The following is a 25355-nucleotide window of genomic DNA, read 5'->3' on the forward strand; positions in this document are numbered from 1 at the left end:
CGGGGTGCCGACATCCGCTGCAGGAGTCCCCGGCCGGCCGGGGACTCCTGCGCTTGTCAGGGGTTGCAGCACCCATCAAGCGCAGGAGAAGGCCGACAAGTCCGGGCCCGTGGACGCCCCGACCCAGCGGGTGGTACGACGAGTGGGACCATCCTCGGGTGTCTCGTCGTGGTGGATGGTTGTTCCTGGTCGGTCTCGTCCTGCTGTCGCTCAACCTGCGGCCGGCGGCCGTCAGCGTCGGTCCGGTGCTGGCCGAGGTGCGCTCGGGGCTGGCGATGTCGGCGGCCGAGGCCTCGCTGCTCACCACGCTGCCGGTGCTGGCCTTCGCGGTCTTCGGCGCCCTGGCCCCGCGCGCTGCGGCCAGCGTCGGGCTGCACCGGGTGACGCTGGCCGCCCTCGTCGCGGTGGTCGCCGGGCTCGCGGGGCGTGCCGCGACCGGCTCCGACCTCGCCTTCCTGGCCCTGTCGCTGCTGGCGGTGGCCGGCATGGCGATGGCCAACGTGCTGATGCCCTCCCTGGTCAAGCGGCACGCACCCGAGCGCATCGGTGCGGTCACGGCCGTCTACTCCACGGCGCTGGCCATCGGGCTCACCTCGGCACTGGTGCTGACCGTGCCGCTCTCCGAGGCCCTCGGCGGCTGGCGCGGCGGCCTGGGGGCGTGGGCGGTGCTCGCCGGGCTCGCGCTGCTGCCCTGGGTGCTGCTGGCGCGCCACGACCGGGTGGCCCCGACCCCCGGCGGCCCCATCACCGTCGGGCAGGTGGCCCGCACCCGGCTGGGCCGCGCGATGGCGATCTTCTTCGGCGTGCAGTCGCTGCACGCCTACGTGATGTTCGGCTGGTTCGCCCAGCTGTGGCGCGACGCCGGCTACTCCCCCGCCACCGCGGGTGCCCTCGTGGGGCTGCTGGCCGGGGTGAGCATCCCGCTCTCGTGGCTGCTGCCGCGGCTGCTGGCCCGCTCGCAGCACCAGCTGCGGGTGCTGGTGCCGGTCATCGCCTGCTACCCCGTGGCGTACGTCGGCCTGCTGGTCGCTCCGGCCGGGCCGGCCGTGCTCTGGGCGCTGCTGGCGGGGATCGGTGCCTGCACCTTCCCGCTCATCCTCACCCTGATCGGGCTGCGCGCCCGCACCGCCGAGGGCACCGCGGCGCTGTCGGCCTTCACCCAGTCCGCCGGCTACCTGCTGGCCGCGACCGGTCCCTTCGTGGTGGGCCTGCTCTACGACGCGACCGGCGACTGGACGATTCCACTGATCCTGCTGCTGGTCCTCGTGGTACCCATGCTGGGTCTGGCCACCTGGCTGTCCCGCCCGCTGGTGCTCGAGGACGAGATCGAGCAGCACGCCGCACGAAGGAGCCCACGCACATGAGCAGCACACCGCCCGAGGGTCCCGAGGACCAGGGCTACCCGCCGCCGCCGTACGGGCAGCAGCCCCAGCAGCCCCAGCAGCCGGCGTACGGGCAGGGCTACCCGCCCGCAGGAGGCCACCCCTACGGGCAGGCGTTCCCCGGGGGTGGCGACCCGCGACAGGAGGCGCCGCCGTCGAAGGCGATGGCGATCACCTCGCTGGCGCTGTCGCTGCTGTTCTGCGTGCCCTTCGTGGCCGCGATCGCCTCGATCGTGCTCGGCGTGATCGTGCTCGGGCGCAGCAAGGACGGGCGTGACCACGGTCGGGGCATGGCCATCGCCGGCATCGTGATCAGCACGGCGGTCATGCTGGCCACGGTGGCGCTGCTGGTCGTGGCGGTGGTGCTGGGCCTCAACACGTTCAAGGACGTCAACGACCTCGCGGTCGGCGACTGCATCAGCGCCGACAACCTGGTCGACCCCGACGTCGAGGACGAGGGCTTCGGGCTGATGACCATCGAGAGCTGCACCGACGAGCACGACGCCGAGGTCGTGGGGACGCTGACCCTCGACGCCGAGCAGGCCGCGGCGTACGACGCCTCGCCGGTCGGCGAGATCTGCCAGAGCCTGGTGCTCGACGACCCTGAGCTGTTCGCCCTGGTCGGCCCCGGCATCGAGGTGCTGACGATCACCGACGCGGCCGAGCCCGACGCCGGCGACCAGGTCGCCTGCATCCTCTACAACGCCGACGGCTCGCCCCTCGACGAGCCGCTGCTCGACTGAGACGAGGATCCGGGCCGGGTCGGCGCGAAGTTCAGGCCGGGTCGGCACGAAGTCCGGGCCGGGTCAGACCACCTGGAGCGGCAGCAGCTTCTGGCCGGTGGGGCCGACCTGGATCTCGGTGCCCATCTCGGGGCACACGCCGCAGTCGTAGCAGGGCGTCCAGCGGCAGTCCTCGACGTCGACGGAGTCGGGGTCGAGGGCGTCCTCCCAGTCGGCCCACAGCCAGTCCTTGTCGAGGCCCGAGTCGAGGTGGTCCCAGGGCAGGACCTCGTCGATGGTGCGCTCGCGGGTGGTGTACCAGTCGAGGTCGACGCCGGTGCCGGCCAGGGCGGTGGTGGCCGCCTCCAGCCAGCGGTCGTAGGAGAAGTGCTCGCTCCAGCCGTCGAAGCGGCCGCCGTCGCGCCAGACCTGCTCGATGACCCGCCCGACGCGGCGGTCGCCGCGCGAGAGCAGTCCCTCGATGATGCCGGGCTTGCCGTCGTGGTAGCGGAAGCCGATCGCGCGACCGAACTTCTTGTCCTCGCGCACCGTGTCGCGCAGCTTCTTGAGCCGCTCGTCGGTGGTCTCGTGGTCGAGCTGCGCGGCCCACTGGAACGGGGTGTGCGGCTTGGGCACGAAGCCGCCGATCGAGACGGTGCAGCGGATGTCGTTGCGCCCGGAGACCTCGCGGCCCTTGGCGATCACCTTCTTGGCCAGCTCGGCGACCTGCAGCACGTCGTCGTCGGTCTCGGTGGGCAGCCCGACCATGAAGTAGAGCTTGACCTGCCGCCAGCCGTGCGAGTACGCCGCGGCCACGGTGCGGATCAGGTCCTCCTCGGTCACCATCTTGTTGATGACCTTGCGCATCCGCTCCGAGCCGCCCTCGGGGGCGAAGGTCAGCCCCGAGCGGCGCCCGTTGCGGGAGAACTCGTTGGCCAGGGTGATGTTGAAGGCGTCGACGCGCGTCGAGGGCAGCGACAGCGAGACGTTGGAGCCCTCGTAGCGGTCGGCCAGGCCCTTGGCGACGTCGCCGATCTCGGTGTGGTCGGCGCTCGAGAGCGAGAGCAGGCCGACCTCCTCGAAGCCCGACTTGCGGATGCCGTTCTCGACCATGTCGCCGATGGTCTCGATGGAGCGCTCGCGCACCGGACGGGTGATCATCCCGGCCTGGCAGAAGCGGCAGCCGCGGGTGCAGCCGCGGAAGATCTCGACGCTGAAGCGCTCGTGCACGGTCTCGGCGAGCGGCACCAGCGGCTTGGCCGGGTAGGGCCAGGCGTCGAGGTCCATCAGGGTGTGCTTCTTGACCCGGAACGGCACGCCCGGCTTGTTGGGCACCACGGCCTCGATCGAGCCGTCCTCGGCGTGCACGACGTCGTAGAACTTCGGCACGTAGACGTTGCCGGTCACCGCGAGGCGGCGCAGCAGCTCGTCGCGACCACCGGGGCGGCCCTCGCCCTTCCACTCGCGCACCACCTCGGAGATCGCCAGCACGACCTCCTCGCCGTCGCCGAGCACGGCCGCGTCGAGGAAGTCGGCGATCGGCTCGGGGTTGAACGCGGCGTGGCCACCGGCGAGCACCACCGGGTCGTGCTCGCCGCGGTCGACGGCGTGCAACGGGATGCGGGCCAGGTCGAGGGCGGTGAGCATGTTGGTGTAGCCGAGCTCGGTGGAGAAGCTCAGGCCCAGCACGTCGAAGTCGCCGACGGGGCGGTGGGCGTCGACGGTGAACTGCGGGATGTCGTGCTCGCGCAGCACCGCCTCCATGTCGGGCCACACCGCGTAGGTGCGCTCGGCCACGATCCAGTCGCGCTCGTTGAGCACCTCGTAGAGGATCTGCACGCCCTGGTTGGGCAGGCCGACCTCGTAGGCGTCGGGGTACATCAGCGCCCAGCGCACCGTCTCGCCCTCGGGGGCCGCGTCCCACTCCTTGACGGTGGAGTTGAGCTCGCCGCCGACGTACTGGATCGGCTTCGAGACGCCGGGCAGGTGCGGCTCCAGGTCGGCGAAGACGGAGCGGCCTGCCTGGCGCGTGGTCTCGACGGTGGACGCAGACATGCAGCAACCTCGCAAGCGGTGGTGGGGCGGTGGGGCGAAGCATCCAGGGTACGGCGGCGCCGGGCCCCGGACCATTTCGCCGCCGGTGCGCGCCGGGTCACGCGGGTCAGCGGGCCGCGACCAGCACCCGTGGGGCGGAGTAGCGGCGGGGAGCGGGCTCGGTGGCGCGCAGGTGGATGTTCTGCAGCAGCCCCACCGCGACCAGGCCCGCGAACATCGAGGAGCCGCCGTACGACACGAAGGGCAGCGGCACGCCGGTCACCGGCATGATGCCCAGGCACATCCCGACGTTCTGGAAGGCCTGGAAGCCGAACCAGCAGGCGATGCCGGCGGCGGCGACCCGGCCGAAGACGTCCTCGGTGCGGGTCGCGATGGCCAGCGCGCGCCAGATGACCACGCCGAGCAGCACCACGACGAGGCCGGCGCCGAGCAGGCCGAGCTCCTCGCCGGCCACGGTGAAGACGAAGTCGGTGTGCTGCTCGGGCACGAAGCCCGAGCGGGTCTGCGAGCCGTTGAAGAGGCCCTGGCCGAAGAGGCCGCCGTTGCCGACCGCGACCCGGGCCTGCTCGACGTTGTAGCCGGCCCCGCGGGGGTCGAGGTCGGGGTTGGTGAAGGCCAGGAAGCGGTCGACCTGGTAGTCCTTGAGCACCCCGGCCGCCACCGCCACCACGGCCGCGGTCACGCCGCCGGCACCGAGCAGGCCCAGCCAGCGCCGCGGCGCCCCGGAGACGGCGAGCACGCCGACCACGGTGGCGGTCAGCACCAGCATCGTGCCGAGGTCGGGCTGGAGCAGGATCAGCACCGCGGGCACGGCCGCGATCAGCAGCATCAGCACCACCTCGACCAGGCCCACCTTGGGCCGCCACCTCCCGGCCGCCCGGTGCGCCAGCACCAGGCTCATCCCGATGATGACGGCCAGCTTGGCGAACTCGGCCGGCTGCACCGACATCCCGCCGACCATCAGCCACGAGCGCGAGCCGTTGATCGTCGAGCCCATCACCAGCACCAGCACCAGGCCCAGCACCGAGGCCAGGTAGACCACCGGCGCGGCCACCCGCACCCAGCGGTGGTCGGCGACCACCACGGCCGCCATCAGCAGCAGCCCCACCGAGATGTTGAACAGCTGCTTCTCGAGGTAGGCGCGCGGGTTGCCGCCGGTCAGGTCGTCGCGCGTCGAGGTCGCCGACCACACGAGCAGCGTCCCGACGACCACGAGCGCGAGCACCGCGCCCAGCAGCACCCAGTCGAGACCCTTCCAGCGCAGGCGCGGCCGGGTCCCCCCGGGCGAGCGCAGCCGGAGGCCGGCGCTCACCGGTCGTCCTTCGAGCGGGTCCGCGCCGGCGGCAGCACCGAGCCGTCGCGGGTGAAGGTGGGCAGCTTGGTCGGGGGGACGGTGCCGGGGATCGCGGCCTGCGCGGGGCGCACCTGGTCGCCCTCGACGCCGTACAGCGTCTCCCAGATCGTGCGGATCGCCGGGCCCGAGGTGCCCGAGCCGGTGCCGCCCTGGCTGACCATCATCACCACGACGTAGTCCTCGGAGTAGGAGGCCACCCACGAGGTCGACTGCTTGCCGTAGACCTCGGCCGAGCCGGTCTTGGAGCGGATCGGCACCTCCTCGAGCGGGAAGCCGATCATCCGCCACGACATCGTGCCCTGGCGGGTCACCCCGGCCAGCGCCTGGTCGATGTAGCCGAAGGTCTTCTCGGGCAGGTCGACGGTGCCCTGCACCTCGGGGTCGATGTGGCGCAGCACCTTGCCGTCGGGGCCCACGACCGCCTTGGCCACGCGCGGCTCGTAGAGGGTGCCGCCGTTGGCGATGGCGCCGTAGGCCCGGGCCAGCTGCAGCGGCGTGACGATCGTGTCGCCCTGGCCGATCGCGAAGTTCACCGCGTCACCGGCGCGGTAGGCGTAGCCCTCGATGCAGAACTCGCGGGCGAACTTGTAGACGAAGTCGGAGGTGTCGGCGTCCTGCGGCTTCTTCGAGATGCCGCAGTAGTAGCCCTTCATCGACTCGTAGTAGTCGCGCTTCCACTGCCGGTCGGCGATTCGGCCCGAGGCCTCGCCGGGCAGGTCGATGCCGGTCTCCTCGCCGAAGCCCCAGTCCTTGGCCTCCTCGACCAGCGGGTCCTTGGCGTCGACGTCGTCGACGTCGGAGCCCAGTCGGCGCCAGTAGTCGTAGCCGATGCGGTAGAAGAAGGTGTTGCAGGAGACCTCGAGCGCCTTGGCGAAGGAGATCGAGCCGTAGGCGCCGGACTCGTAGTTCTTGAAGTCGCGGTTGCCGACACGGAACGCCGAGGAGCAGTTGAGCACCGTGTCGGTGTCGTAGCCGTTGCTCAGCGCGCCGGCGGTCATGAACGGCTTCCACGTCGAGCCGGGCGCGAACTGGCCCTGGGTCGCGCGGCCCAGCAGCGGGGTGCCGGCGGCCTCGGAGTAGAGGCGGGCCAGCTCCTTGTCGGAGATCCCGCCCACCCAGACCTCCGGGTCGTACGTCGGCTGGCTGGCCATCGCCACGACCCGGCCGGTGTCGGCCTCGAGCACGATCGCGGCGCCGGAGTCGGCGGCGTACCTCCGCCCGGTGACGGTGTCGGTGGTGGCGCGCGCGGTCTTGATGGTCTCGGCGAGCTGCTCCTCGACGACGCTCTGCACGCGGGCGTCGATGGAGGTGACCAGGGTGTCGCCGGGGCGGGCCTGGGTCTCGCTGTCCTCGCCCAGCACGCGGCCCATCGAGTCGACCGCCACGGACTGGTAGCCGGGCATGCCGCGCAACCACGCGTCGTACTGCTTCTCGACGCCGGCCCGGCCCACGGACGAGGCGCCGTTGACGCTGGCGTCGCCGTCGGACTCGGCCTGGTCGAGCTCGTCCTCGGTGATCGGGCTGAGGTAGCCCAGCACGTGGGCGAGGTTGACGCCGTAGGGGCGCGGGTAGGCGCGCACGGTCTGCTGCTCGGCCAGCACCGAGGGGTAGTCCTCCGGCTGCTCGAGGATCTTCAGCGCGACCCCGCGCTCGACGTCGGTGGCCACCGGCACGGGCTGGTAGGGCGAGCCGTTCCAGCAGGTGCCGCTGATCGATCCCTCGTCGCCGCAGGTGACCAGGCGCTTCTCGAGCGTGGCGCGCTCCTCGCCGGTGACGGTGGCGACCCGGTCGAGGACCTCGCGCCGGTCGCGCCCGCCCATCTTGCCCAGCAGGGTGCGGTCGACGGAGACGACCCACGCGGTGCGGTTGGTGACCAGGGGACGACCCATGTCGTCGACGATGAGACCGCGTTGGGGCTGCACGACGATGTCGCGCACCGACTGCGAGGCGGCCTGGGCGGTGTACTCCTCGCCGGTGACGACCTGCAGGTAGTACAGCCGCACCAGCAGGGTCGCGAACAGCGAGAGCACCAGGGCCTGGATCACCACGATCCGCAGGCGCGAGCGGCGGGTGCCGGTCGCCTCCTCGCCGCGGGTGGGAGCACGCATCAGCTGGACCTCACGGGGTTGTTCAGGGGGCGGTTCACGGGGCGGCTCACAGGGCGTGGACCGGTTCGAGACGGCGGAACAGCGCCATCAGCGGGGGCAGCACGAAGGGGGTGAGCAGCACGTCCCAGACCAGCGAGACCGCCAGCACCGAGAGGGTCTCCCCCACCCCGACGACCGGGTCGGAGAGCACCACGCCGCTGAGCGCGAAGACCGAGGTGCCCACGAAGGACGCACCGGCGACGGTGGCGACGACCGTGGTCGCGGTGGGCCGCGACTCCGGTCGCACCCGGCCCACCAGGTAGCCCACCAGCAGCAGCGCCAGCGCCCAGCGCCCAGCCACGTGGTCGGCGGGGGGTGCGAGGTCGAGCAGCAGCCCCGCCCCGAAGCCCAGGACCATCGCGAACTGCGGCCCGCGGGTCAGTGCCGCGGCCACCACCACGAGCAGGCACAGGTTGGGCACGACGCCCTCCCAGGCCAGCGGGCCGAAGACGGAGACCTGGAGCACCAGCGCCAGCGCGACGGCCACGGCCGCGACGGCGGCGCGCACCGCGCTCACCGCTCACCCCCGGCGATCTCGCCGTCGGCACCGATGATGCCGCGGTCGCTGCGGGTGCCGGTGGGCACGACCACGCCGACGAGGTCGAGCGCGCCGAAGTCGACGTACGGGTCGATCACCGCGCGCTGGGCGGTCTCGCGCAGCGAGGAGTAGACCTTGGTCACGCGTCCGACGGGGATGCCGGCCAGGTACGGCGCGCCGCCGTCGCTGCCCCAGGTCACCACGCTGTCGGCGCGCGCGGGCACCGAGGAGTCGTCGACCAGCTCGAGGTCGAGGCGGCCCTCGTCGCCGATCACGCCGCGTCCGCTGAGGAAGCCCATCTCCATCGAGTCGCCCACCCGGGCCCCGACGGTCGCCTCGGGGTCGACGAGCAGCAGCACCGTGGCGGTGGAGCGGCCGGCGCTGAGCACCCGCCCGACGAGGCCGTCGTTGTTGACCACCGTCATGTCGGGCTGCACGCCCGCGTCGGTGCCGGCGTCGATGGTCACGGTGCTCGAGAACGACTGCGCCGGGCCCACGCCGACGACCCGCGAGGGCACCAGGGAGTAGCCGAGGTCGGCCGCGACGCTGGTCAGGCCGTCGTACTCGGCGAGGCGGTTGCGGTCGTAGGCGGAGGTGTTGAGCTCGGAGCGCAGCGCGGAGTTCTCGGCCTCGAGGGTCGCGACCTCGTCGCGCAGCGAGCCGTTGCTCTCGAACCAGCCGCCGATCGCCGTGAAGGGGCGCACCACGGCGGTCGCCGCGCTCTGGGCGGGCCCCATCGTGTCGGCGAGCACGCCGCGCACCGGGTCGAGCGGCGAGTCCTCACCGGTGGCCAGGTCGAGGGTGGTCACCGTGGCGCTGGCCAGCAGCAGGGCGACCAGCAGCGAGCGCGAGGCGCGCGGCGGCTCGGCGCCGGGGCCGCCGTCGTGGCCCCACCGGCGCTCGCGGCGCTCGTGGCGGGCCATCAGCGAGCGGGTACGCCGGGTGCGGCCGGGTCGCCCGGGGCGCGCCGGCTGCTCCTCGCGCGGCGTACCGGGGGTGCGGCGGGCGGTGCTGACGCGGTCGAGCAGGGCCATCAGTAGCGCCTCGGGTCCGTGACGAGTACCTGCTGCAGGGCCTCGAACTCCTCGACGCACTTGCCGGCGCCCAGCGCCACCGAGCTCAGCGGGTCGGGGGCCACGTGCACGGGCATGCCGGTCTCGTGGCGCAGGCGCTCGTCGAGGCCGCGCAGCAGCGCGCCGCCGCCGGTGAGCACGATGCCGCGGTCCATGATGTCGCCGGCCAGCTCGGGCGGGGTCTGGTCAAGGGTGGTGCGCACCGCGTCGACGATGGCGTGCAGCGGCTCCTCGAGGGCCTGGCGGACCTCGGCGCTGGAGACCACGACGGTGCGCGGCAGGCCGGAGATCATGTCGCGGCCGCGGATCTCGGCCTCCGGTTCGTCCGGCAGCGGGAACGCCGAGCCGAGGGTCATCTTGACCTCCTCGGCGGTGCGCTCGCCCAGCATGAGCGAGTACTCCTTCTTCATCCACGCCACGATCGCGGCGTCGAGGTCGTCGCCGGCGGTGCGGATCGACAGGCTGGTCACGATGCCGCCGAGGCTGATCACGGCGACCTCGGTCGTGCCGCCGCCGACGTCGACGACCATGTTGCCGGTGGCCTGGTGCACCGGCAGGCCGGCGCCGATCGCGGCGGCCATCGGCTCCTCGACGATGTAGACCCGGCGGGCGCCGGCCTGGTAGCCGGCCTCCTTGACCGCGCGCTGCTCGACGGCGGTGATGCCACTGGGCACGCAGATGACCATGCGGGGCTTGGCGAAGGCGCTGCGGCGGTGCACCTGCTGGATGAAGTAGCGCAGCATCTGCTCGGTCGCCTCGAAGTCGGCGATCACGCCGTCCTTGAGCGGGCGGATGGCGGTGATGTTGTCGGGCGTGCGCCCGATCATCCGCTTGGCCTCGTGGCCCACCGCCAGGATCTCGCCGGTCGTCGAGTTCAGCGCCACGACGCTGGGCTCGTCGAGCAGCACGCCGCGGCCGCGGGCGTAGACCAGCGTGTTGGCGGTGCCGAGGTCGACGGCCATGTCGCGGCCGAAGAAGCTGTTCGCCATGGCAGGTGCGCCTCGTGGTCCCTCGTGCGCGAGTGCTGACCGGGGAAGGTAGGCCGCCCCGCGCGCACGATCCCGGCACGACCCGGTCCCGAGCCTAAGGAGCGCCTACCACAGATCCCGGACGCCACGCCGAGTCACCACGCGCCACACGAGTCACACCCGTCTCCACCACGCGCGACCCGGCCCACATCCCCCGCCGACCCGTACCAAATGTCGCACTGACCCGGCCCAAATTTCGCACTGACCCGGCCCAGATCTCCCGCCGAGTCGGCCCGGACCTACAAACGTGGGTTCGGGCCGGGTCAGTGGGAAGTTCAGGCCGGGTCAGTGGGAAGTTCAGGCCGGGTCAGGGCGAAGTTCGGGCCGGGTCAGCGCTCGGGGAACCAGATGCCGATCTCGCGCTCGGCGGTCTCGGGGGCGTCCGAGCCGTGCACCAGGTTCTGCTGCACCTTCAGGCCCCAGTCGCGGCCCAGGTCGCCGCGGATGGTGCCGGGGGCGGCTGCGGTCGGGTCGGTGGCGCCGGCCAGCGAGCGGAAGCCCTCGATGCAGCGCTCGCCCTCGAGCACCATCGCCACGACCGGGCCGGAGAGCATGAACTCGACGAGCGGCTCGTAGAAGGGCTTGCCGTGGTGCTCCTCGTAGTGCTCGGCGAGCAGCTCGGGGGTGGCCTCGCGCAGCTCGAGGCGGACCAGGGTGTAGCCCTTGGCCTCGATGCGGCGCACGATCTCGCCGGTGAGGCCGCGGCGGACGCCGTCGGGCTTGATCAGGGCAAGGGTGCGCTCGGTCATGGCCGCGAGCCTACCGAGCCCCGAGCCCCGCCGCGCGTGCGGCCACGTCGGCGGGCACCGCCACGTCGCGCGCATCGGCGTCGGCGACCGGCTCGCCGGCCACCAGCCGCAGCGGCACGTGGCCTCCCCACACGCCCGCCTCGACGTCGGCCTCGTCGTCGACGGGGCCACCTCCGCGGACCTTCAAGGACGCCTCGGCGAGCGGCAGGGCCAGCACGACCGTGGCGGCCAGCTCCTTGCGGGTGTGCGGGCGCAGCGTCGCCGAGCGCCCGAGCACCACCTGGTCGACCACCAGGTCGAGCGCCCTGGCCCGCTCCGCCTCGTCGTCGACCAGCCGGGGCCGCCCCACCACCACGGCGCTGCGGTAGTTCATGGAGTGGTGGAAGCCCGAGCGCGCCGCGACCAGCCCGTCGAGCAGGGTGATGCTCACGCAGACCTCGCCGGCGAGCACCGGGGCCAGCCAGCCGGCGCCGACCGAGCCGTGCAGGTAGAGCGAGCCGCCGTCGTCGGGGCCGTCGGGGTCGGCGGCGTACGCCGTGGGCAGGACGAGGGGGTGCGCGTCGGGCCCCGACCCGACGACGAGGCCCAGGTGGGCCACCAGCGCCTCGTCGAGCAGGGCGTGCAGGGCGGCCCGGTCGTCGACCATGCGGTGCCGGCCGCGGGTGGCGGTGGTGCGGTCGGTGGGTGAGAGCGGTGCGGTGGTCATGCGACCATCGTGATCGTGAAGTGGCCCGCTCTCGAGGGCCACTTGCGCCCGACTTCGACAGGCCACTCCGGATGACCTCGCTCGCCCTGCACCTCGACCGCACCGCTCCCGCCCCGTTGGGCGTCCAGCTGGCCGACGCGGTGCGCGACCGCGTGACCGACGGACGGCTGCGCCCCGGCGAGCGGCTGCCCAGCAGTCGCGCGCTGGCCGTCGAGCTCGGCGTGGCCCGCAGCGTGGTGGAGCAGGCGTGGGCGCAGCTCGTGGCCGAGGGCTGGCTCGAGGGGCGGCACGGGTCGGGCACCTTCGTGGCCGCCGGCCGCAGCGCCGGCGCAGCACCGCGCCCCCGCCGGCCCAGCCCGGCGACCGGCGAGGCACCGCTCGTGCGCCTCGACACCGGCACGCCCTGGATCGACCCGCGCCACCAGGGCCTGTGGCGCCGGGCCTGGCGCGACGTCGCGGCCGCCACCCCGCCTCGTGGGTACGACGACCCGCGGGGGCTGCCCGAGCTGCGCGCCGAGCTCGCGGCGCGGCTGACCCGCACCCGGGGGCTGGAGGTCGACCCCGACGACGTGCGGGTCACGGTCGGCACCACCGACGGGCTGCGGCACCTGCTGGGCGCGCTGCCCCCGGGTCCCGTGGGGGTGGAGGACCCCGGCTACCGCGCGGCCGTCGCCACGGTCGAGGCCGCCGGGCGCCGGGTCGTCGACCTGCCGCCCGGGGCGGCCGGCTCCGACCTGCGCGGTCTCGCGGCGGCGTACGTCACCCCGGCCCACCAGCACCCGCTCGGGCGCACCATGCCGGGAGCCGAGCGGCTGGCGCTGCTGGCGGCGGCCCGCGAGGCCGGGGCGGTGCTGGTCGAGGACGACTACGACTCGGAGTTCCGCTACGACGTCGCGCCCATCCCCGCCCTGGCCAGCCTCGACCGCGAGCGGGTCGCCTACCTGGGCACCACCAGCAAGTCGGTCTCCCCCAGCCTGCGCCTGGGCTGGGTGGTGCCGCCGGCCGGGCTCGGCGCCGTTATCGACGAGCAGCGGGCGCGCACCCACGACGCCGCGCCCTGGCCGGTGCAGCGGGCCTACCTCTCCCTGCTGCGCGAGGGCTACGTCGACCGCGTGGTCCGCTCGGCGCGGCGCACCTACGCGGCCCGGGCGGCGCGGGTGGTCGAGGTGCTCGGCGCCCACCTCGACGGACCGGTCGCGGGGATGTACGCCACCGTCCCGCTGCCGGCGGACGCGGCCCGGCGGGCCCGGGACGCGGCGCTCGCGGCGGGCTTCGACGTGCCGCTGCTCGACGACTACTGCCGCTCGGCGCGACGCAGCGGGCTGGTGCTCGGCTTCGGGGGCTGCACCGACGCCGAGCTGGACCGGGCCCTGGCAGCGGTCACGGCCGCCCTGCGGGCCTAGGGCCTAGCTGCCCTGCTCCGCCTCGTACGCCGCGTAGGCGGCGGCCCGCTCGCTCTCGATCCTGCGCCCCAGGAGGACCGCGGTGCCCCAGAGCAGGGCGAAGACGCCGCCCAGGAAGAACATCATCGGGATCACCAGGCCCAGCGCGATCGCGGCGCCCTGCACCACCCAGCCGGCGGTGTAGGCCCACTCGGAGCGCAGCATGCCGGCCAGCAGCAGGCACACCACGGCCAGCCCGAGGCCGATCAGCAGGGCGAGCCCGGTGGGCACGTCGGTCAGCGAGACCAGCACCGGCGTGGTCAGTCCGAGGGTGATCGCCTCGAGCGAGAGGATCGCGGCGCACATGCCGCGGCGGGGCGAGCGGTTCACTCCTGGTCCTCCTCGCGGGGGGTGCCGGGGACGCGGCGGCCGCGGGTCAGCAGCGTGCGGGCCTCGCCGGCGGTGACCACCGAGCCGGTGACCAGCACCGCCCCCGACCCGATCGAGGAGCCCACGGTCTCGCCCGCCTCGGCGAGCGCGGCGGCGGCGTCGACCGCGTCGAGGAGCCGCTCGATGACGGTGACGCGGTCCTCGCCGAAGACCTCGACGGCGGCGGCGCCCAGCGCGGCGGCCGGCATGGCCCGGTCGGTGCTGTTCTGGGTGCACACGACGTGGGCCAGGTGCGGCTCGAGGGCGACCAGCAGGCCCTCGGCGTCCTTGTCGCCCATCACGCCGAGCACGCCGATCAGCGGCTCGAAGGTGAAGGAGTCCTCGAGGGCGGCGCCGACGGCCTCGGCGCCGTGGGGGTTGTGGGCGGCGTCGAGCACGACCGTGGGGCTGCGCCGCACGACCTCGAGCCGGGCCGGCGAGGTCACGTCGGCGAAGGCGGCACGCACGAGCTCGGCGTCCAGCGGCTGCGCGTCGGGACCGGAGGCGGCGAACGCCTCGACCGCGGCCAGCGCGACGGCGGCGTTCTGGGCCTGGTGGGCGCCGTAGAGCGGCAGGAAGACGTCGTCGTAGCGCGCCCGCAGGCCCTGCAGCGAGACCATCTGCCCGCCCACGGCGGGCGTGCGCGCCACCACGCCGAACTCCAGCCCCTCGCGGGCCACGGTGGCACCGACCTCGGCGGCGCGGGCCAGCAGCACCGCGCCGGCCTCGGCCTCCTGCTGGGCCATCACGACGGTCGAGCCGGCCTTGATGATGCCGGCCTTCTCGTGGGCGATCGCCTCGGTGGTGCCGCCGAGGTAGCGGGCGTGGTCGACCGCGACCGGCAGCACCACGGCCACGTCGGCGTCGGCGACGTTGGTGGCGTCCCACGAGCCGCCCATGCCGACCTCGACGACGGCCACGTCGACCGGGGCGTCGGCGAAGGCGGCGTAGGCCATGCCGACCACGGTCTCGAAGAACGACAGCGGGTGGGCCTGGTCCTCGTCGACCAGGTGCGTGTAGGGCGCGACGTCGTTGAAGGCGCGCACGAAGGCGTCGTCGTCGAGCGGCTCGCCGTCGACGCTGATCCGCTCGTTCATGGTCTCCACGTGCGGGCTGGTGAAGCGCCCGGTGCGCAGCTCGAGGGCGCGCAGCAGCGCGTCGACCATCCGCGAGGTCGAGGTCTTGCCGTTGGTCCCGGTCAGGTGGATCATCCGGAAGGATCGCTGCGGGTCGCCGAGCAGCTCGAGGAACGCCTCGATCCGCTCCAGCGAGGGCTCGAGGCGGGTCTCGGGCCAGCGCGAGAGCAGGGCGTCCTCGACCTCGCTGAAGGTCTCGGCGGCGCGGGGCACGACGGTCTCGTCGTCTGGCAGGGCGGATGCGTCACTCATGTCCGGTCCAGTCTAGGGACGCGACCCCCTTGACCCCGACTCTGTAACGCGTTCTAGTTCTGCGCATGAGGACGACAGCGGCGATCGTCACCGAGCAGGGCGGCGCCTTCGAGCTCACGGAGGTCGAGCTCGACGACCCCCGCGACGACGAGGTGCTGGTGCGGATCGTGGCCACCGGGCTGTGCCACACCGACCTGACGATGCGTCACTTCCTGCCGCCGGAGATGTTCCCCCACGTCTTCGGCCACGAGGGTGCCGGCGTCGTCGAGGCCGTCGGCCCACGCGTCGAGGGCGTCGCGGTGGGCGACCACGTCGTGCTCTCCTTCCGCTCCTGCCGCGCGTGCGCCCCGTGCCGGGCCGGCGACGTGGGCTACTGCGAGCAGACGCTGCTGCTCAACTACATGGGCATGCGCCCCGACGGCTCGACCACCATGACCCACGAGGGCTCCCCCGTCCTCGGCTCCTTCTTCGGCCAGTCCAGCCTCGCGCGCCACGCCCTCGCGCACGCCGACAACTGCGTCGTGGTCGACCCCGCGCTCGACCTGCGCATCGCCGCGCCCTACGGCTGCGGCTTCCAGACCGGCGCCGGCACCGTGCTCAACGTGCTGCGTCCCACCCCGTCCGACTCCCTGGCGGTGTACGGCGCCGGCGCCGTCGGGCTCGCCGCCGTGGCGGCCGCGGCGGCCGAGGGGGTCGCGACCGTGCTGGCCGTCGACCTCGTGGGCGGCCGGCTCGCCGAGGCGCAGCGCCTCGGGGCGACCCCCGTCGACGCCGGCGGGCTGGAGCCGGCCGAGGTGGTCGCCCGCGTCAAGGAGCTCACCGGCGGCGCGGGATCGACGTGCGCCATCGACACCACGGCACTGCCGGTCGTGGTCAAGCAGGCCCAGCAGGCCCTCGCCCCGCGCGGCACCCTGGTGGCGCTCGGGCTCGGCCCCGAGGAGTACCAGCTCGACGCCATCGACCTGCTGCAGGGCGGCAAGCGGGTGATGTCGTCGATCGAGGGCGACTCCGACCCGCAGGAGATGGTCCCCCGGCTGCTGGCGCTGCGCGAGGCCGGCCGCTTCGACCTCGACGCCCTGGTCACCACCTACCCGTTCGAGCAGGTCGACGAGGCGGTCGCCGACGTGCTGGCCGGGCGGGTCGTCAAGCCGGTGCTGGTGTGGTGAGCCGCAGGTTGGCGGTGTCGGTGACCGCCTCGTAGCCCAGCGCCTGGTAGATCCGGTTGGAGACCGGGTTGGCCTGGTCGGTGAAGAGGGTGGGCCGCGCGCCCTCGTCGAGCACCCCGCGGCTCAGGTGCGCCACGAGCGCGCTGGCGTAGCCGTGCCCACGGTGCTGGGCAGGGGTGTAGACGGGACCGATCCGGGCCGCGCCGAAGCGCGCCGGCGTGCGCGCGCTGAAGTGCACCGGCACGCCGTCGACCTCCCAGACCCACAGCAGCCCGCGCTCGAGGCGCTCACGCGTCCACTCGCGGTCGAGGTGCTCGAGGGGCTCGGGCGGGCGACCGGCCTGCTCGTCGGCGTCGACCGAGAACGCCGCCGCCCAGCAGGTGAGCAGGTCGAGGTCGGCCGGCCCGGCGGTCCGGGCCGCGCCACGCGTCACCCGGGGCTCCACGAGCCGGCGCAGCTCGAAGAGCCGCAGGTGCTCGTGCACGTACGCCGCCGCGCCGCGCAGCCGGGCCAGCTCGTCCATGAAGACCCGCACCGCGGGCAGCGCGCCGTTGGCGGCGGTGACGTCGTCGCCGCGCTCGTGCACCCAGTGCGCCAGCGCGACCGCGGCCTCGTCGGGCATCTGGTGCACCCACATCGGGTAGGGCCGGAAGGGCGCGGTGCGCATCGCCACGCCCACCACCTCCGCGCCGCGACCGGCCAGCACGCTGACCCACCACTGCGGGTGCGCCGGCCGCGACGCACCGCCCTCCAGCACGCCGTGGGCGGAGCCGGCGAGCACCGTGGCGAGCACCGGCTCGAGGGCCAGGTGGGCCCCGGCACGGTCCAGGAAGTCGGCCGGGTCGGTGGTGCTCTCGAAGAGGAAGGACGTCACGGGGCGCACGCTAGGTGCTGCCCGACGGGCACCGCACGCCGGTTTCGGGCACGACGCGGGTTCGCACCCCTCGAGGCGCCACTCATAGGATTCCCCCATGACCGAGACCACGCAGCAGGCCACCGACACGACGAGCACCGACGCGCGTGCCCTCGTCGTACCGGAGAAGCCGGCGCTCGAGGGTCTCGAGTCGACCTGGGCGGCGCGCTGGAAGGAGCAGGACACCTACGCCTTCGACCGCACCCAGCCGCGGGAGAACGTCTACTCCATCGACACTCCCCCGCCGACCGTCAGCGGCAGCCTGCACGTGGGCCACGTCTTCTCCTACACCCACACCGACCTGATCGCGCGCTACCAGCGCATGCAGGGCAAGTCGGTCTTCTACCCGATGGGCTGGGACGACAACGGCCTGCCCACCGAGCGCCGGGTGCAGAACTACTACGGCGTGCGCTGCGACCCCTCGCTGCCCTACGACCCCGACTTCACCCCGCCGGCCAAGCCCGACCCCAAGAAGCAGGTGCCGGTGAGCCGGCCCAACTTCATCGCCCTGTGCGAGGAGCTGGTCGCTCAGGACGAGGAGGTCTTCGAGTCGCTGTGGCGCACCCTGGGCCTCTCGGTCGACTGGTCGCAGCACTACACGACCATCGGCCCGAAGGCACAGACCGTCAGCCAGCGCGCGTTCCTGCGCAACTTCGCGCGCGGCGAGGCCTACCTGCAGGAGGCGCCCACGCTGTGGGACGTCACCTTCCAGACCGCCGTCGCGCAGGCCGAGCTCGAGGCCCGTGAGTACGCCGGCGCCTACCACCGCGTCGCCTACCACGCCCCCGACGGCACCCCGATCCACATCGAGACGACCCGCCCCGAGCTGATCCCCAGCGTCGTGGCGCTGGTCGCGCACCCCGACGACGAGCGCTACCAGCCGCTGTTCGGCACCACCGTCACCTCGCCGGTCTTCGGCGTGGAGGTGCCGGTGCTGGCCCACCCGGGCGCCGAGATGGACAAGGGCGCCGGCATCGCCATGTGCTGCACCTTCGGCGACCTGACCGACGTCACCTGGTGGCGCGAGCTCGACCTGCCGGTGCGCACCGTGATCGGTCGCGACGGCCGGTTCACGCGCGAGACGCCGCCCTGGCTGGCCGCGGCCGAGGAGTCCTACCAGCGCCTGGCCGGCAAGACGACGTTCTCGGCGCGCGAGGAGATGGTCGCGATGCTGCGCGAGGTCGGCGACCTCGAGGGCGACCCGAAGCCGACCCAGCGGATGGCGAACTTCTTCGAGAAGGGCGACAAGCCCCTCGAGATCGTCGCGACCCGCCAGTGGTACGTGCGCAACGGTGGGCGCGACGCCGACCTGCGCGGCGAGATGCTCGCCCGCGCCGACGAGATCACCTGGCTGCCCACCCACATGAAGCACCGCTACGACAACTGGGTCGGCGGCCTCAACGGTGACTGGCTGATCTCGCGCCAGCGCTTCTTCGGCATCCCCTTCCCGGTCTGGTACCCCCTCGACGCCGAGGGCGAGCCCGACTACGAGCACCCGCTGCTGCCCACCGAGGCCGAGCTGCCCGTCGACCCGTCCACCGACGCCCCGCGCGGCTACGACGAGTCGCAGCGCAACCAGCCCGGTGGCTTCCTCGGCGACCCCGACGTGATGGACACCTGGGCCACCTCGTCGCTGACCCCGCAGATCGCCGGCGGCTGGGAGGACGACACCGACCTCTTCGAGCGGGTCTTCCCGATGGACCTGTGCACCCAGGGCCACGACATCATCCGCACCTGGCTCTTCAGCCGCGTGGTGCGCGCGCACTTCGAGCACGGGCGCACCCCGTGGACCCACGCGATGCTCTCGGGCTGGATCCTCGACCCCGACCGCAAGAAGATGTCGAAGTCCAAGGGCAACGTGGTCGTGCCGACCGAGATCCTCGAGAAGTTCGGCGCCGACGCCGTGCGCTGGCGCGCCGCGATGGCCCGCCCGGGCCTCGACTCGCCCTTCGACGAGGCCCAGATGAAGGTCGGGCGCCGCCTGGCCATGAAGGTCCTCAACGCCTCCAAGTTCGTGCTCGGCAACGTCGGCGCGACCTCGTGCAACGCCTTCGAGGTCTCCGAGCCGGTCGACTGCGCGCTGCTGGGCCGCCTGGCCCTGGTGGTGCGCCGGGCCACCGAGTCGTTCGACGCCTACGACTACACCAGCGCCCTCGAGAGCGTCGAGAAGTTCTTCTGGGAGTTCTGCGACGACTACCTCGAGCTGGTCAAGGAGCGCGCGTACGCCGAGGACGGCGGCGCGGCGACCGCCTCGGCGAAGGCCACGCTGGCCATCGCTCTGCAGGTCCAGCTGCGCCTGCTGGCCCCGTTCCTGCCCTACGTGACCGAGGAGGTCTGGTCGTGGTGGCAGGAGGGCTCCATCCACCGCGCCAGCTGGCCCACCGAGATCGACCTGGGCGCGGCGGCCGCCGCCGACCCCGGCGTGCTCGACGCCGTCGCCGCGGCCCTGGTGGGCATCCGCGGCGCCAAGTCGCAGGCCAAGGTCTCGATGCGCGCCGAGCTGGGCCGGGTCGAGGTGCGTGGCCCCGAGGCGCTGGTGCGCGCGGCCGAGCAGGCCGCCGACGACCTGCGCCGCTCGGGCCGCATCGTGGGCGAGCTGCTCTTCACCGCCGACGCGTCGGCCGGCGAGATCAGCGTCGCGGCCGAGCTGGCCCCCGTCGCCGAGGGCTGATCGGCCCCCAGCCACCCTCCCTGGCCACCCTGCAACGCAGCAGCGCCCCGACCGGTCCGGTCGGGGCGCTGCTGCGTGCGGCGGCGGGAGCCGCTCAGGCGGACTTCTTCTTCTTGGTCTCGCTCTCGCGCAGCACCAGCTCGGGGCTCTCGTCACCGGTGACGACCTCGGCGGACAGGATCACCTTGGCGACGTCGCCGCGCGAGGGCACGTCGTACATCACCTGGAGCAGGACCTCCTCGATGATGGCGCGCAGCCCGCGCGCACCGGTGCCGCGCTCCATGGCCTTGTCGGCGATGGCGTCGATCGCCTCGGCGGTGAACTCGAGCTCGACCCCATCGATCTCGAAGAGCTTCTGGTACTGCTTGACCAGGGCGTTGCGCGGCTCGGTGAGGATCTGGACCAGCGCGGGCCGATCGAGCTTGGAGACGCTGGCGATGAGCGGGAGCCGGCCGATGAACTCGGGGATCAGGCCGAACTTGGTGAGGTCCTCGGGCCGCACGAGGGCCAGCAGGTCGTCCTCGGTGCGGTCGGCCTGCTTCTTGACCTCGGCGGTGAAGCCCAGGGTCTTCTTGCCGACCCGCTGCTCGATGATGTGCTCGAGACCCGCGAACGCGCCACCCACCACGAAGAGGATGTTGGTGGTGTCGATCTGGATGAACTCCTGGTGCGGGTGCTTGCGCCCGCCCTGCGGCGGCACCGAGGCGGTGGTGCCCTCGATGATCTTCAGCAGCGCCTGCTGCACGCCCTCGCCGGAGACGTCGCGGGTGATCGAGGGGTTCTCGGACTTGCGGGCCACCTTGTCGATCTCGTCGATGTAGATGATGCCCGTCTCGGCCTTCTTGACGTCGTAGTCGGCGGCCTGGATCAGCTTGAGCAGGATGTTCTCGACGTCCTCGCCGACGTAGCCGGCCTCCGTCAGCGCGGTGGCGTCGGCGATGGCGAACGGCACGTTGAGCATCCGGGCCAGCGTCTGGGCCAGGTAGGTCTTGCCGCAGCCGGTCGGCCCGATCACCAGGATGTTGGACTTGGCGACCTCGACGACCTCGTCCTTGGCGTGCTTGCCCGCGGCCGGCGCGAGTCCGGACTGGACGCGCTTGTAGTGGTTGTAGACCGCCACCGCCAGCGACTTCTTGGCCTGCTCCTGGCCGATCACGTAGGAGTTGAGGAAGTCGAAGATCTCGCGCGGCTTGGGCAGCTCGCCCATGCCGACCTCGGTGCCCTCGCTGAGCTCCTCCTCGATGATCTCGTTGCACAGGTCGATGCACTCGTCGCAGATGTAGACGCCGGGTCCGGCGATGAGCTTCTTCACCTGCTTCTGCGACTTGCCGCAGAACGAGCACTTCAGCAGGTCTCCGCCGTCACCGATCCGTGCCACCGGGGTCACCCTCCTCGATCACCTCGGGCGCGAGGGGCGCCCGGGTCGTGCGTCTTGGTGCGCCGCTCCCCCGTCGGGCGGGGGGCAGCCGTGTTGCAGCGATCTGGACGAAGGTACTCCCCGAGCCGCCCCTCGTGGGGGAGGACGCGGGGAGACACCCTCGCCGTGTGGACCTCAGGTGAGGGCCGGGGTCTTCAGCGACTCCAGGACCGAGTCGATCAGGCCGTACTCCACCGCCTGCTGGGCGGTGAGGATCTTGTCGCGCTCGATGTCGCGGCTGACCTCCTCGACCGGACGGCCGGAGTGGTCGCTGATCATCTTCTCGAGCAGCTCGCGCATCCGGATGATCTCGTTGGCCTGGATCTCGATGTCGGAGGTCTGGCCGAACGTGCCCTCGGTGTAGGGCTGGTGGATCAGGATGCGGCTGTTGGGCAGGCCCATCCGCTTGCCGGGGGTGCCCGCGGCCAGCAGGATCGCGGCCGCCGAGGCGGCCTGGCCCAGGCACACCGTGCGCACGTCGGGCTTGATGAAGTTCATCGTGTCGTAGATCGCCGTCAGCGCGGTGAACGAGCCACCGGGGCTGTTGATGTAGATGCTGATCTCCTGGTCGGGGTTCATCGACTGCAGGCACAGCAGCTGGGCGATGACCGCGTTCGCGACGTCGTCGGAGATCGGCGTCCCGAGGTAGATGATCCGCTCCTCGAAGAGCTTCGCGTAGGGGTCGATGCGGCGCACGCCGTAGGAGGTGCGCTCCTCCCACTGCGGGATGTAGTAGTTCATGGTGTGCGGTGCTCCCGTCACTTCGTGTGGGCCGGACGGCCGTCGTCGGCCGCCTCGCGAGCGCTCTTGATGACCTGGTCGACCAGGCCGTATTCCTTGGCCTGGTCGGCGGTGAACCAGCGGTCGCGGTCGGCGTCGGCGACGACCTGGTCGATCGGCTGGCCGGTGTGCTCGGCGATCAGGTCGAGCAGCACCTTCTTGATGTGCAGCGACTGCTGGGCCTGGATCTTGATGTCCGAGGCCGAGCCGCCCATGCCCGAGGAGGGCTGGTGCATCATGATGCGCGCGTGGGGCAGGGCGTAGCGCTTGCCCTTGGTGCCGGCGCACAGGAGGAACTGGCCCATCGAGGCGGCCAGGCCCATGCCGACCGTGGCCACGTCGTTGGGGATGTAGTTCATGGTGTCGTAGATCGCCATGCCGGCGTCCACGGACCCGCCCGGGGAGTTGATGTGCAGGAAGATGTCGGCCTCGGGGTCCTCTGCCGAGAGCAGCAGCAGCTGCGCGCAGATCGCGTTGGCGTTCTGGTCGCGCACCTCGGAGCCGAGGAAGACGATCCGCTCCCGGAGCAGACGCTGGTAGATGTGGTCGTCGAGGACGTTGAGCCCGGCGCCACCACCCATCCTCTGGTCGGAGGCGGTGTCGCGGCCTGCGGAGCTGGAGTTCTGGTTCACGTCGCCGACACTAGCCCGAAGGACGGACAGTTCCACGGGCAACCCCGCCCTGTTCGCCGACAGCGGATCCCGGCGCCGCACCGGTCCGGTCCAGCCGTTCAGTCCAGCCAGCGGCGCAGCGACGTCAGCACCTCGGGATGGTTGAGCAGGTCGAAGTGGCCGCTGCGCCCGACGTGCAGCACCGTGGCGCCGGGGAACAGCTCGCCACCTCGCCGGTCGCGGCCGTACGCCGAGGGCGGACGCACCAGCAGGTCGCCGACCACCTGGCCCACGGGGTGCCGCTCGGCGGCGCTCAGGGTGGCCGCCACCAGCCGGTAGCGCGCGTGCGGCAGGGCCGGCACGTCCTCGGCGAGACCGGCGACCAGGTCGTGCACCCCCACCGAGCGCCAGTCGAGCAGCCGCCCGAAGGCGGCCGTCTCGGGCAGCAGCGACAGCCCGCGGCTGCCGTGCCCGATGCCCTGGGCCACGGGCGCGCCGAGGTGCGGGGTGCCGAGCGTGACGACGTCGCTGACCAGCCGGGTCCAGCCCGCGCCCGTCCCGTCGGGCTGCACGGCCACGGCGCCCGCGGCGCGCATCACCAGCCCGCCCATCGAGTGGCCCACCAGGGCGATCCGGGTGACCTCGACGGGCCAGTGCTCGACGACCTGCTGCAGCAGCGCGGTCAGGGCCGCGCCGTTCTCGCGCAGCGACAGGCCGGTGTTGGCGCGCAGCAGCAGCGGGGTCCACCCGCGCGCGGCCAGGTCGTCGGCGTACGTCGTGCCGGTGCGCTCGCGGTGCCGGCCCCAGTAGGACTCGTCCTCGCACAGGCCGTGCAGCAGCACCACGACCCGTCCGGTCGCGTCGGGGAAGGCCTGGGCCAGCCCGGGACCGTCGGGCACCACGTCGCGCCCGCCGAGCCGCACCGCGGTCGAGATGGCCATCTGCGGGCGCTCGCGCAGCAACCGGTCGCCGATCAGGCCGTTGACGGCGGCACTGACGAACCGGCCCCGGGTCGAGTCCTCCAGGCGCGGGCCGGCGCCGGTGGCCGCCGCGCGGTCGAGCCCGCGCGAGGCGGTGCGCAGGCCCAGCCCCAGCCCGCCGTACACGGCGCCCGCGATGCCGCGGTGGGCCGTCTCGACGACCCCGGGCCCGGTGCCGCCGAGGCGACGGCCCAGGCCGTGCACCCGGTCGAGCCAGGCGGTGTGGGTGTCGCGCGCGCTGCGCACGACCAGGGCGTCGGCGACCTCGCAGGCCAGCGAGGCGAGGTCGAGCACCGAGGGGCCGCTGGCGGTGGTCATGGGTGCACCCTAGCGCCTCAGTGGACGAGCGTGCACTCGATCATCGCGGGGCCCCCGGACGCCACGACCCGCCCGAGCAGTGCTCGGGCGGGTCGTGGGCGGGCACGCGCCAGGCTCAGGCCTGGGCGTCCTCGGTCTCGCTGTCGCTCTCGTCCTCGACCTGGGCCTCGGCCGGCTCAGCGGCCTCCGCCTCGGGCTCCTCGGCCGGCTGCTCCATGATGGTGCCGTCGGGCTGCAGGTTCTTCAGCTCCAGCACGTTGCCCGAGGCGTCCTTGACGGTCGCCGACTCCACCAGCACCGCCAGCGCCTTGCCGCGCAGGATCTCCTGCACGAGCTCGGGGATGTGGTTGTGCTCGAACATGTGGTTCGCGAACTCCTGCGGGTCCTGGCCGGACTGCTGGGCGCGACGGATCAGGTGCTGGGAGAGCTCCTGCTGGTCGACGCCGAGCTCCTCCTTCTTCGCGATCTCGTCGAGCAGGAACTGCGCGGCGACGGCGTCGCGGACCCGGCGGTCGAGCTCGGCCTCGAACTCCTCCTGGGTCTGCTCCTCGTCCTCGAGGTACTTCTCCATCGTGATGCCGGCCATCATCAGCTGCTGCTCGATGTTCTGGCGGCGCGCGTTGAGCTCGTCGGTGACCATCGTCTCCGGCAGCGGGACGCTGATCTTCTCGAGGAGGGCCTCGAGCACCGCGTCGCGGGCCTCGGCGGCCTGCTCGAGGCGCTTGCCGTTGCCCAGGCGCGAGCGGACGTCGGCCACGAGCTCCTCGGAGGTGTCGAACTCGGAGGCCAGCTGGGCGAACTCGTCGTCGAGCTCGGGCAGCTCCTGCTCCTGGACCTGGCTGACCGAGACGGCCACCTCGACCTCCTCGCCGACGAGGTCGCCGCCGACGAGCTGGGAGGTGAAGGTCTTGTCGTCGCCGGCCTTCATGCCGACCAGCGCGTCGTCGAGGCCGTCGATCATGCCGCCCTTGCCGACCTGGTAGCTCATGCCGGCCACCTCGGCGCCCTCGAGCACCTCGCCGTCCTTCATGGCCTTGAGATCGAGCACGACGAAGTCACCCTCGGCCGCGGCACGCTCGACGTCGGCGAGGGTGCCGAAGCGCTCACGCAGCGACTGGACCTGCTCGTCGACGTCCTCGTCGCTGATCTCGATGTCGTCGACCTGGGCCTCGAGGCCCTCGTAGGCCGGCAGCTCGATCTGCGGCTTGACGTCGACCTCGGCGGTGAACTCGACGAGGTCGTTGTCCTCGAGCCGGGTCACCTCGATCTCGGGCTGCGCGAGCGGCTCGAGCGAGTTCTCCTGCAGCGCCTCCATGTACTTCTTCGGCAGCGCGTCGTTGATGGCCTGGTCGAGGACCGCGCCCCGGCCGACCTGACGGTCGATGACCATCGGCGGCACCTTGCCCCGGCGGAAGCCGGGGACGTTGATCTGCTGGGCGATCGCCTTGTAGGCCGCGTCGAGGCTCGGCTTGAGCTCCTCGAAGGGCACCTCGACGGTCAGCTTGGCCCGGGTCGGGCTCAAGGTCTCGACGGCGCTCTTCACAGG

At 72.7% G+C, this 25355-nt stretch carries 21 protein-coding genes; 5 read left to right on the forward strand and 16 right to left on the reverse strand.

Annotated features, from left to right (window positions below):
- Positions 1 to 158: 158 nt before the first annotated feature.
- Both JOE61_RS04255 and JOE61_RS04260 read left to right on the forward strand, forming a co-directional pair.
- A complete protein-coding gene (locus JOE61_RS04255) occupies positions 159 to 1364 on the forward strand; it encodes an MFS transporter (protein WP_307822803.1) in 1206 nt (401 codons plus the stop codon).
- A complete protein-coding gene (locus JOE61_RS04260) occupies positions 1361 to 2125 on the forward strand; it encodes a DUF4190 domain-containing protein (protein ID WP_193667842.1) in 765 nt (254 codons plus the stop codon). Before JOE61_RS04255 ends, JOE61_RS04260 begins: the two co-directional genes overlap by 4 nt.
- A 63-nt stretch (positions 2126 to 2188) precedes the next feature.
- Here JOE61_RS04260 and JOE61_RS04265 read toward each other — a convergent pair whose 3' ends face one another.
- From JOE61_RS04265 to JOE61_RS04300, 8 genes are all read right to left on the reverse strand, one after another.
- Positions 2189 to 4159 (reverse strand): TIGR03960 family B12-binding radical SAM protein, encoded by a 1971-nt coding sequence (locus tag JOE61_RS04265; protein ID WP_193667841.1) that lies wholly within the window; start codon positions 4157 to 4159, stop codon positions 2189 to 2191.
- Between the two features lie 106 nt (positions 4160 to 4265).
- On the reverse strand, positions 4266 to 5471 hold the full coding sequence (rodA, locus tag JOE61_RS04270; RefSeq protein ID WP_193667840.1) for a rod shape-determining protein RodA: 1206 nt from the start codon (positions 5469 to 5471) through the stop codon (positions 4266 to 4268).
- Positions 5468 to 7621, reverse strand: coding sequence for a penicillin-binding protein 2 (gene mrdA / locus JOE61_RS04275; protein ID WP_193667839.1), 2154 nt, complete (start codon positions 7619 to 7621; stop codon positions 5468 to 5470). Before mrdA ends, rodA begins: the two co-directional genes overlap by 4 nt.
- 46 nt (positions 7622 to 7667) lie before the next feature.
- Positions 7668 to 8177: a rod shape-determining protein MreD gene (gene mreD / locus JOE61_RS04280; protein WP_193667838.1), complete on the reverse strand. Its 510-nt coding sequence runs from the start codon at positions 8175 to 8177 to the stop codon at positions 7668 to 7670.
- On the reverse strand, positions 8174 to 9232 hold the full coding sequence (gene mreC / locus JOE61_RS04285; protein WP_227491398.1) for a rod shape-determining protein MreC: 1059 nt from the start codon (positions 9230 to 9232) through the stop codon (positions 8174 to 8176). Before mreC ends, mreD begins: the two co-directional genes overlap by 4 nt.
- On the reverse strand, positions 9232 to 10260 hold the full coding sequence (locus tag JOE61_RS04290) for a rod shape-determining protein (protein ID WP_193667837.1): 1029 nt from the start codon (positions 10258 to 10260) through the stop codon (positions 9232 to 9234). The genes mreC and JOE61_RS04290 overlap by 1 nt, the downstream gene beginning before the upstream one ends.
- Before the next feature lie 368 nt (positions 10261 to 10628).
- Entirely contained in the window at positions 10629 to 11048 is a 420-nt protein-coding gene (ndk, locus tag JOE61_RS04295; protein WP_193667836.1) for a nucleoside-diphosphate kinase, read from the reverse strand.
- Positions 11049 to 11058: 10 nt separating this feature from the next.
- The gene (locus JOE61_RS04300) at positions 11059 to 11754 is read right to left on the reverse strand and encodes a pyridoxamine 5'-phosphate oxidase family protein (RefSeq protein ID WP_193667835.1); all 696 of its coding nucleotides are present in this window, start codon (positions 11752 to 11754) and stop codon (positions 11059 to 11061) included.
- A gap of 71 nt (positions 11755 to 11825) precedes the next feature.
- Here JOE61_RS04300 and pdxR point away from each other — a divergent pair, with 71 nt between their 5' ends.
- Complete coding sequence (gene pdxR / locus JOE61_RS04305; protein ID WP_193667834.1) at positions 11826 to 13157, forward strand: MocR-like pyridoxine biosynthesis transcription factor PdxR; 1332 nt, start codon at positions 11826 to 11828, stop codon at positions 13155 to 13157.
- A gap of 3 nt (positions 13158 to 13160) precedes the next feature.
- Here the strand turns inward: pdxR and JOE61_RS04310 are convergent, their stop codons facing one another.
- Both JOE61_RS04310 and folC read right to left on the reverse strand, forming a co-directional pair.
- The gene (locus JOE61_RS04310; protein ID WP_307822804.1) at positions 13161 to 13526 is read right to left on the reverse strand and encodes a DUF4233 domain-containing protein; all 366 of its coding nucleotides are present in this window, start codon (positions 13524 to 13526) and stop codon (positions 13161 to 13163) included.
- Entirely contained in the window at positions 13523 to 14953 is a 1431-nt protein-coding gene (folC, locus tag JOE61_RS04315; RefSeq protein ID WP_193667833.1) for a bifunctional tetrahydrofolate synthase/dihydrofolate synthase, read from the reverse strand. The genes JOE61_RS04310 and folC overlap by 4 nt, the downstream gene beginning before the upstream one ends.
- 65 nt (positions 14954 to 15018) lie before the next feature.
- Here folC and JOE61_RS04320 point away from each other — a divergent pair, with 65 nt between their 5' ends.
- Positions 15019 to 16119, forward strand: coding sequence for an NAD(P)-dependent alcohol dehydrogenase (locus JOE61_RS04320; protein WP_193667832.1), 1101 nt, complete (start codon positions 15019 to 15021; stop codon positions 16117 to 16119).
- On the opposite strand, the gene JOE61_RS22390 is transcribed toward JOE61_RS04320, so the two are convergent.
- Positions 16097 to 16993, reverse strand: coding sequence for a GNAT family N-acetyltransferase (locus JOE61_RS22390; protein ID WP_204797143.1), 897 nt, complete (start codon positions 16991 to 16993; stop codon positions 16097 to 16099). The genes JOE61_RS04320 and JOE61_RS22390 overlap by 23 nt on opposite strands.
- Positions 16994 to 17090: 97 nt before the next feature.
- Here JOE61_RS22390 and valS point away from each other — a divergent pair, with 97 nt between their 5' ends.
- On the forward strand, positions 17091 to 19703 hold the full coding sequence (valS, locus tag JOE61_RS04330) for a valine--tRNA ligase (protein WP_193667830.1): 2613 nt from the start codon (positions 17091 to 17093) through the stop codon (positions 19701 to 19703).
- Positions 19704 to 19797: 94 nt separating this feature from the next.
- On the opposite strand, the gene clpX is transcribed toward valS, so the two are convergent.
- The 5 genes from clpX to tig all read right to left on the reverse strand — a co-directional run bounded on the left by clpX (position 19798) and on the right by tig (position 25352).
- Positions 19798 to 21081, reverse strand: coding sequence for an ATP-dependent Clp protease ATP-binding subunit ClpX (gene clpX, locus JOE61_RS04335; protein WP_193667829.1), 1284 nt, complete (start codon positions 21079 to 21081; stop codon positions 19798 to 19800).
- Between the two features lie 174 nt (positions 21082 to 21255).
- Entirely contained in the window at positions 21256 to 21861 is a 606-nt protein-coding gene (locus JOE61_RS04340) for an ATP-dependent Clp protease proteolytic subunit (RefSeq protein ID WP_193667828.1), read from the reverse strand.
- A gap of 17 nt (positions 21862 to 21878) precedes the next feature.
- The gene (locus JOE61_RS04345) at positions 21879 to 22481 is read right to left on the reverse strand and encodes an ATP-dependent Clp protease proteolytic subunit (RefSeq protein ID WP_193668010.1); all 603 of its coding nucleotides are present in this window, start codon (positions 22479 to 22481) and stop codon (positions 21879 to 21881) included.
- 149 nt (positions 22482 to 22630) lie between these two features.
- Entirely contained in the window at positions 22631 to 23809 is a 1179-nt protein-coding gene (locus tag JOE61_RS04350) for a PGAP1-like alpha/beta domain-containing protein (protein ID WP_193667827.1), read from the reverse strand.
- A 115-nt stretch (positions 23810 to 23924) separates the two neighbouring features.
- Positions 23925 to 25352: a trigger factor gene (gene tig / locus JOE61_RS04355; protein WP_193667826.1), complete on the reverse strand. Its 1428-nt coding sequence runs from the start codon at positions 25350 to 25352 to the stop codon at positions 23925 to 23927.
- Between the last annotated feature and the right edge of the window lie 3 nt (positions 25353 to 25355).

Source organism: Nocardioides salarius, from assembly GCF_016907435.1.
GTDB classification, from domain to species: Bacteria; Actinomycetota; Actinomycetes; order Propionibacteriales; family Nocardioidaceae; genus Nocardioides; species Nocardioides salarius.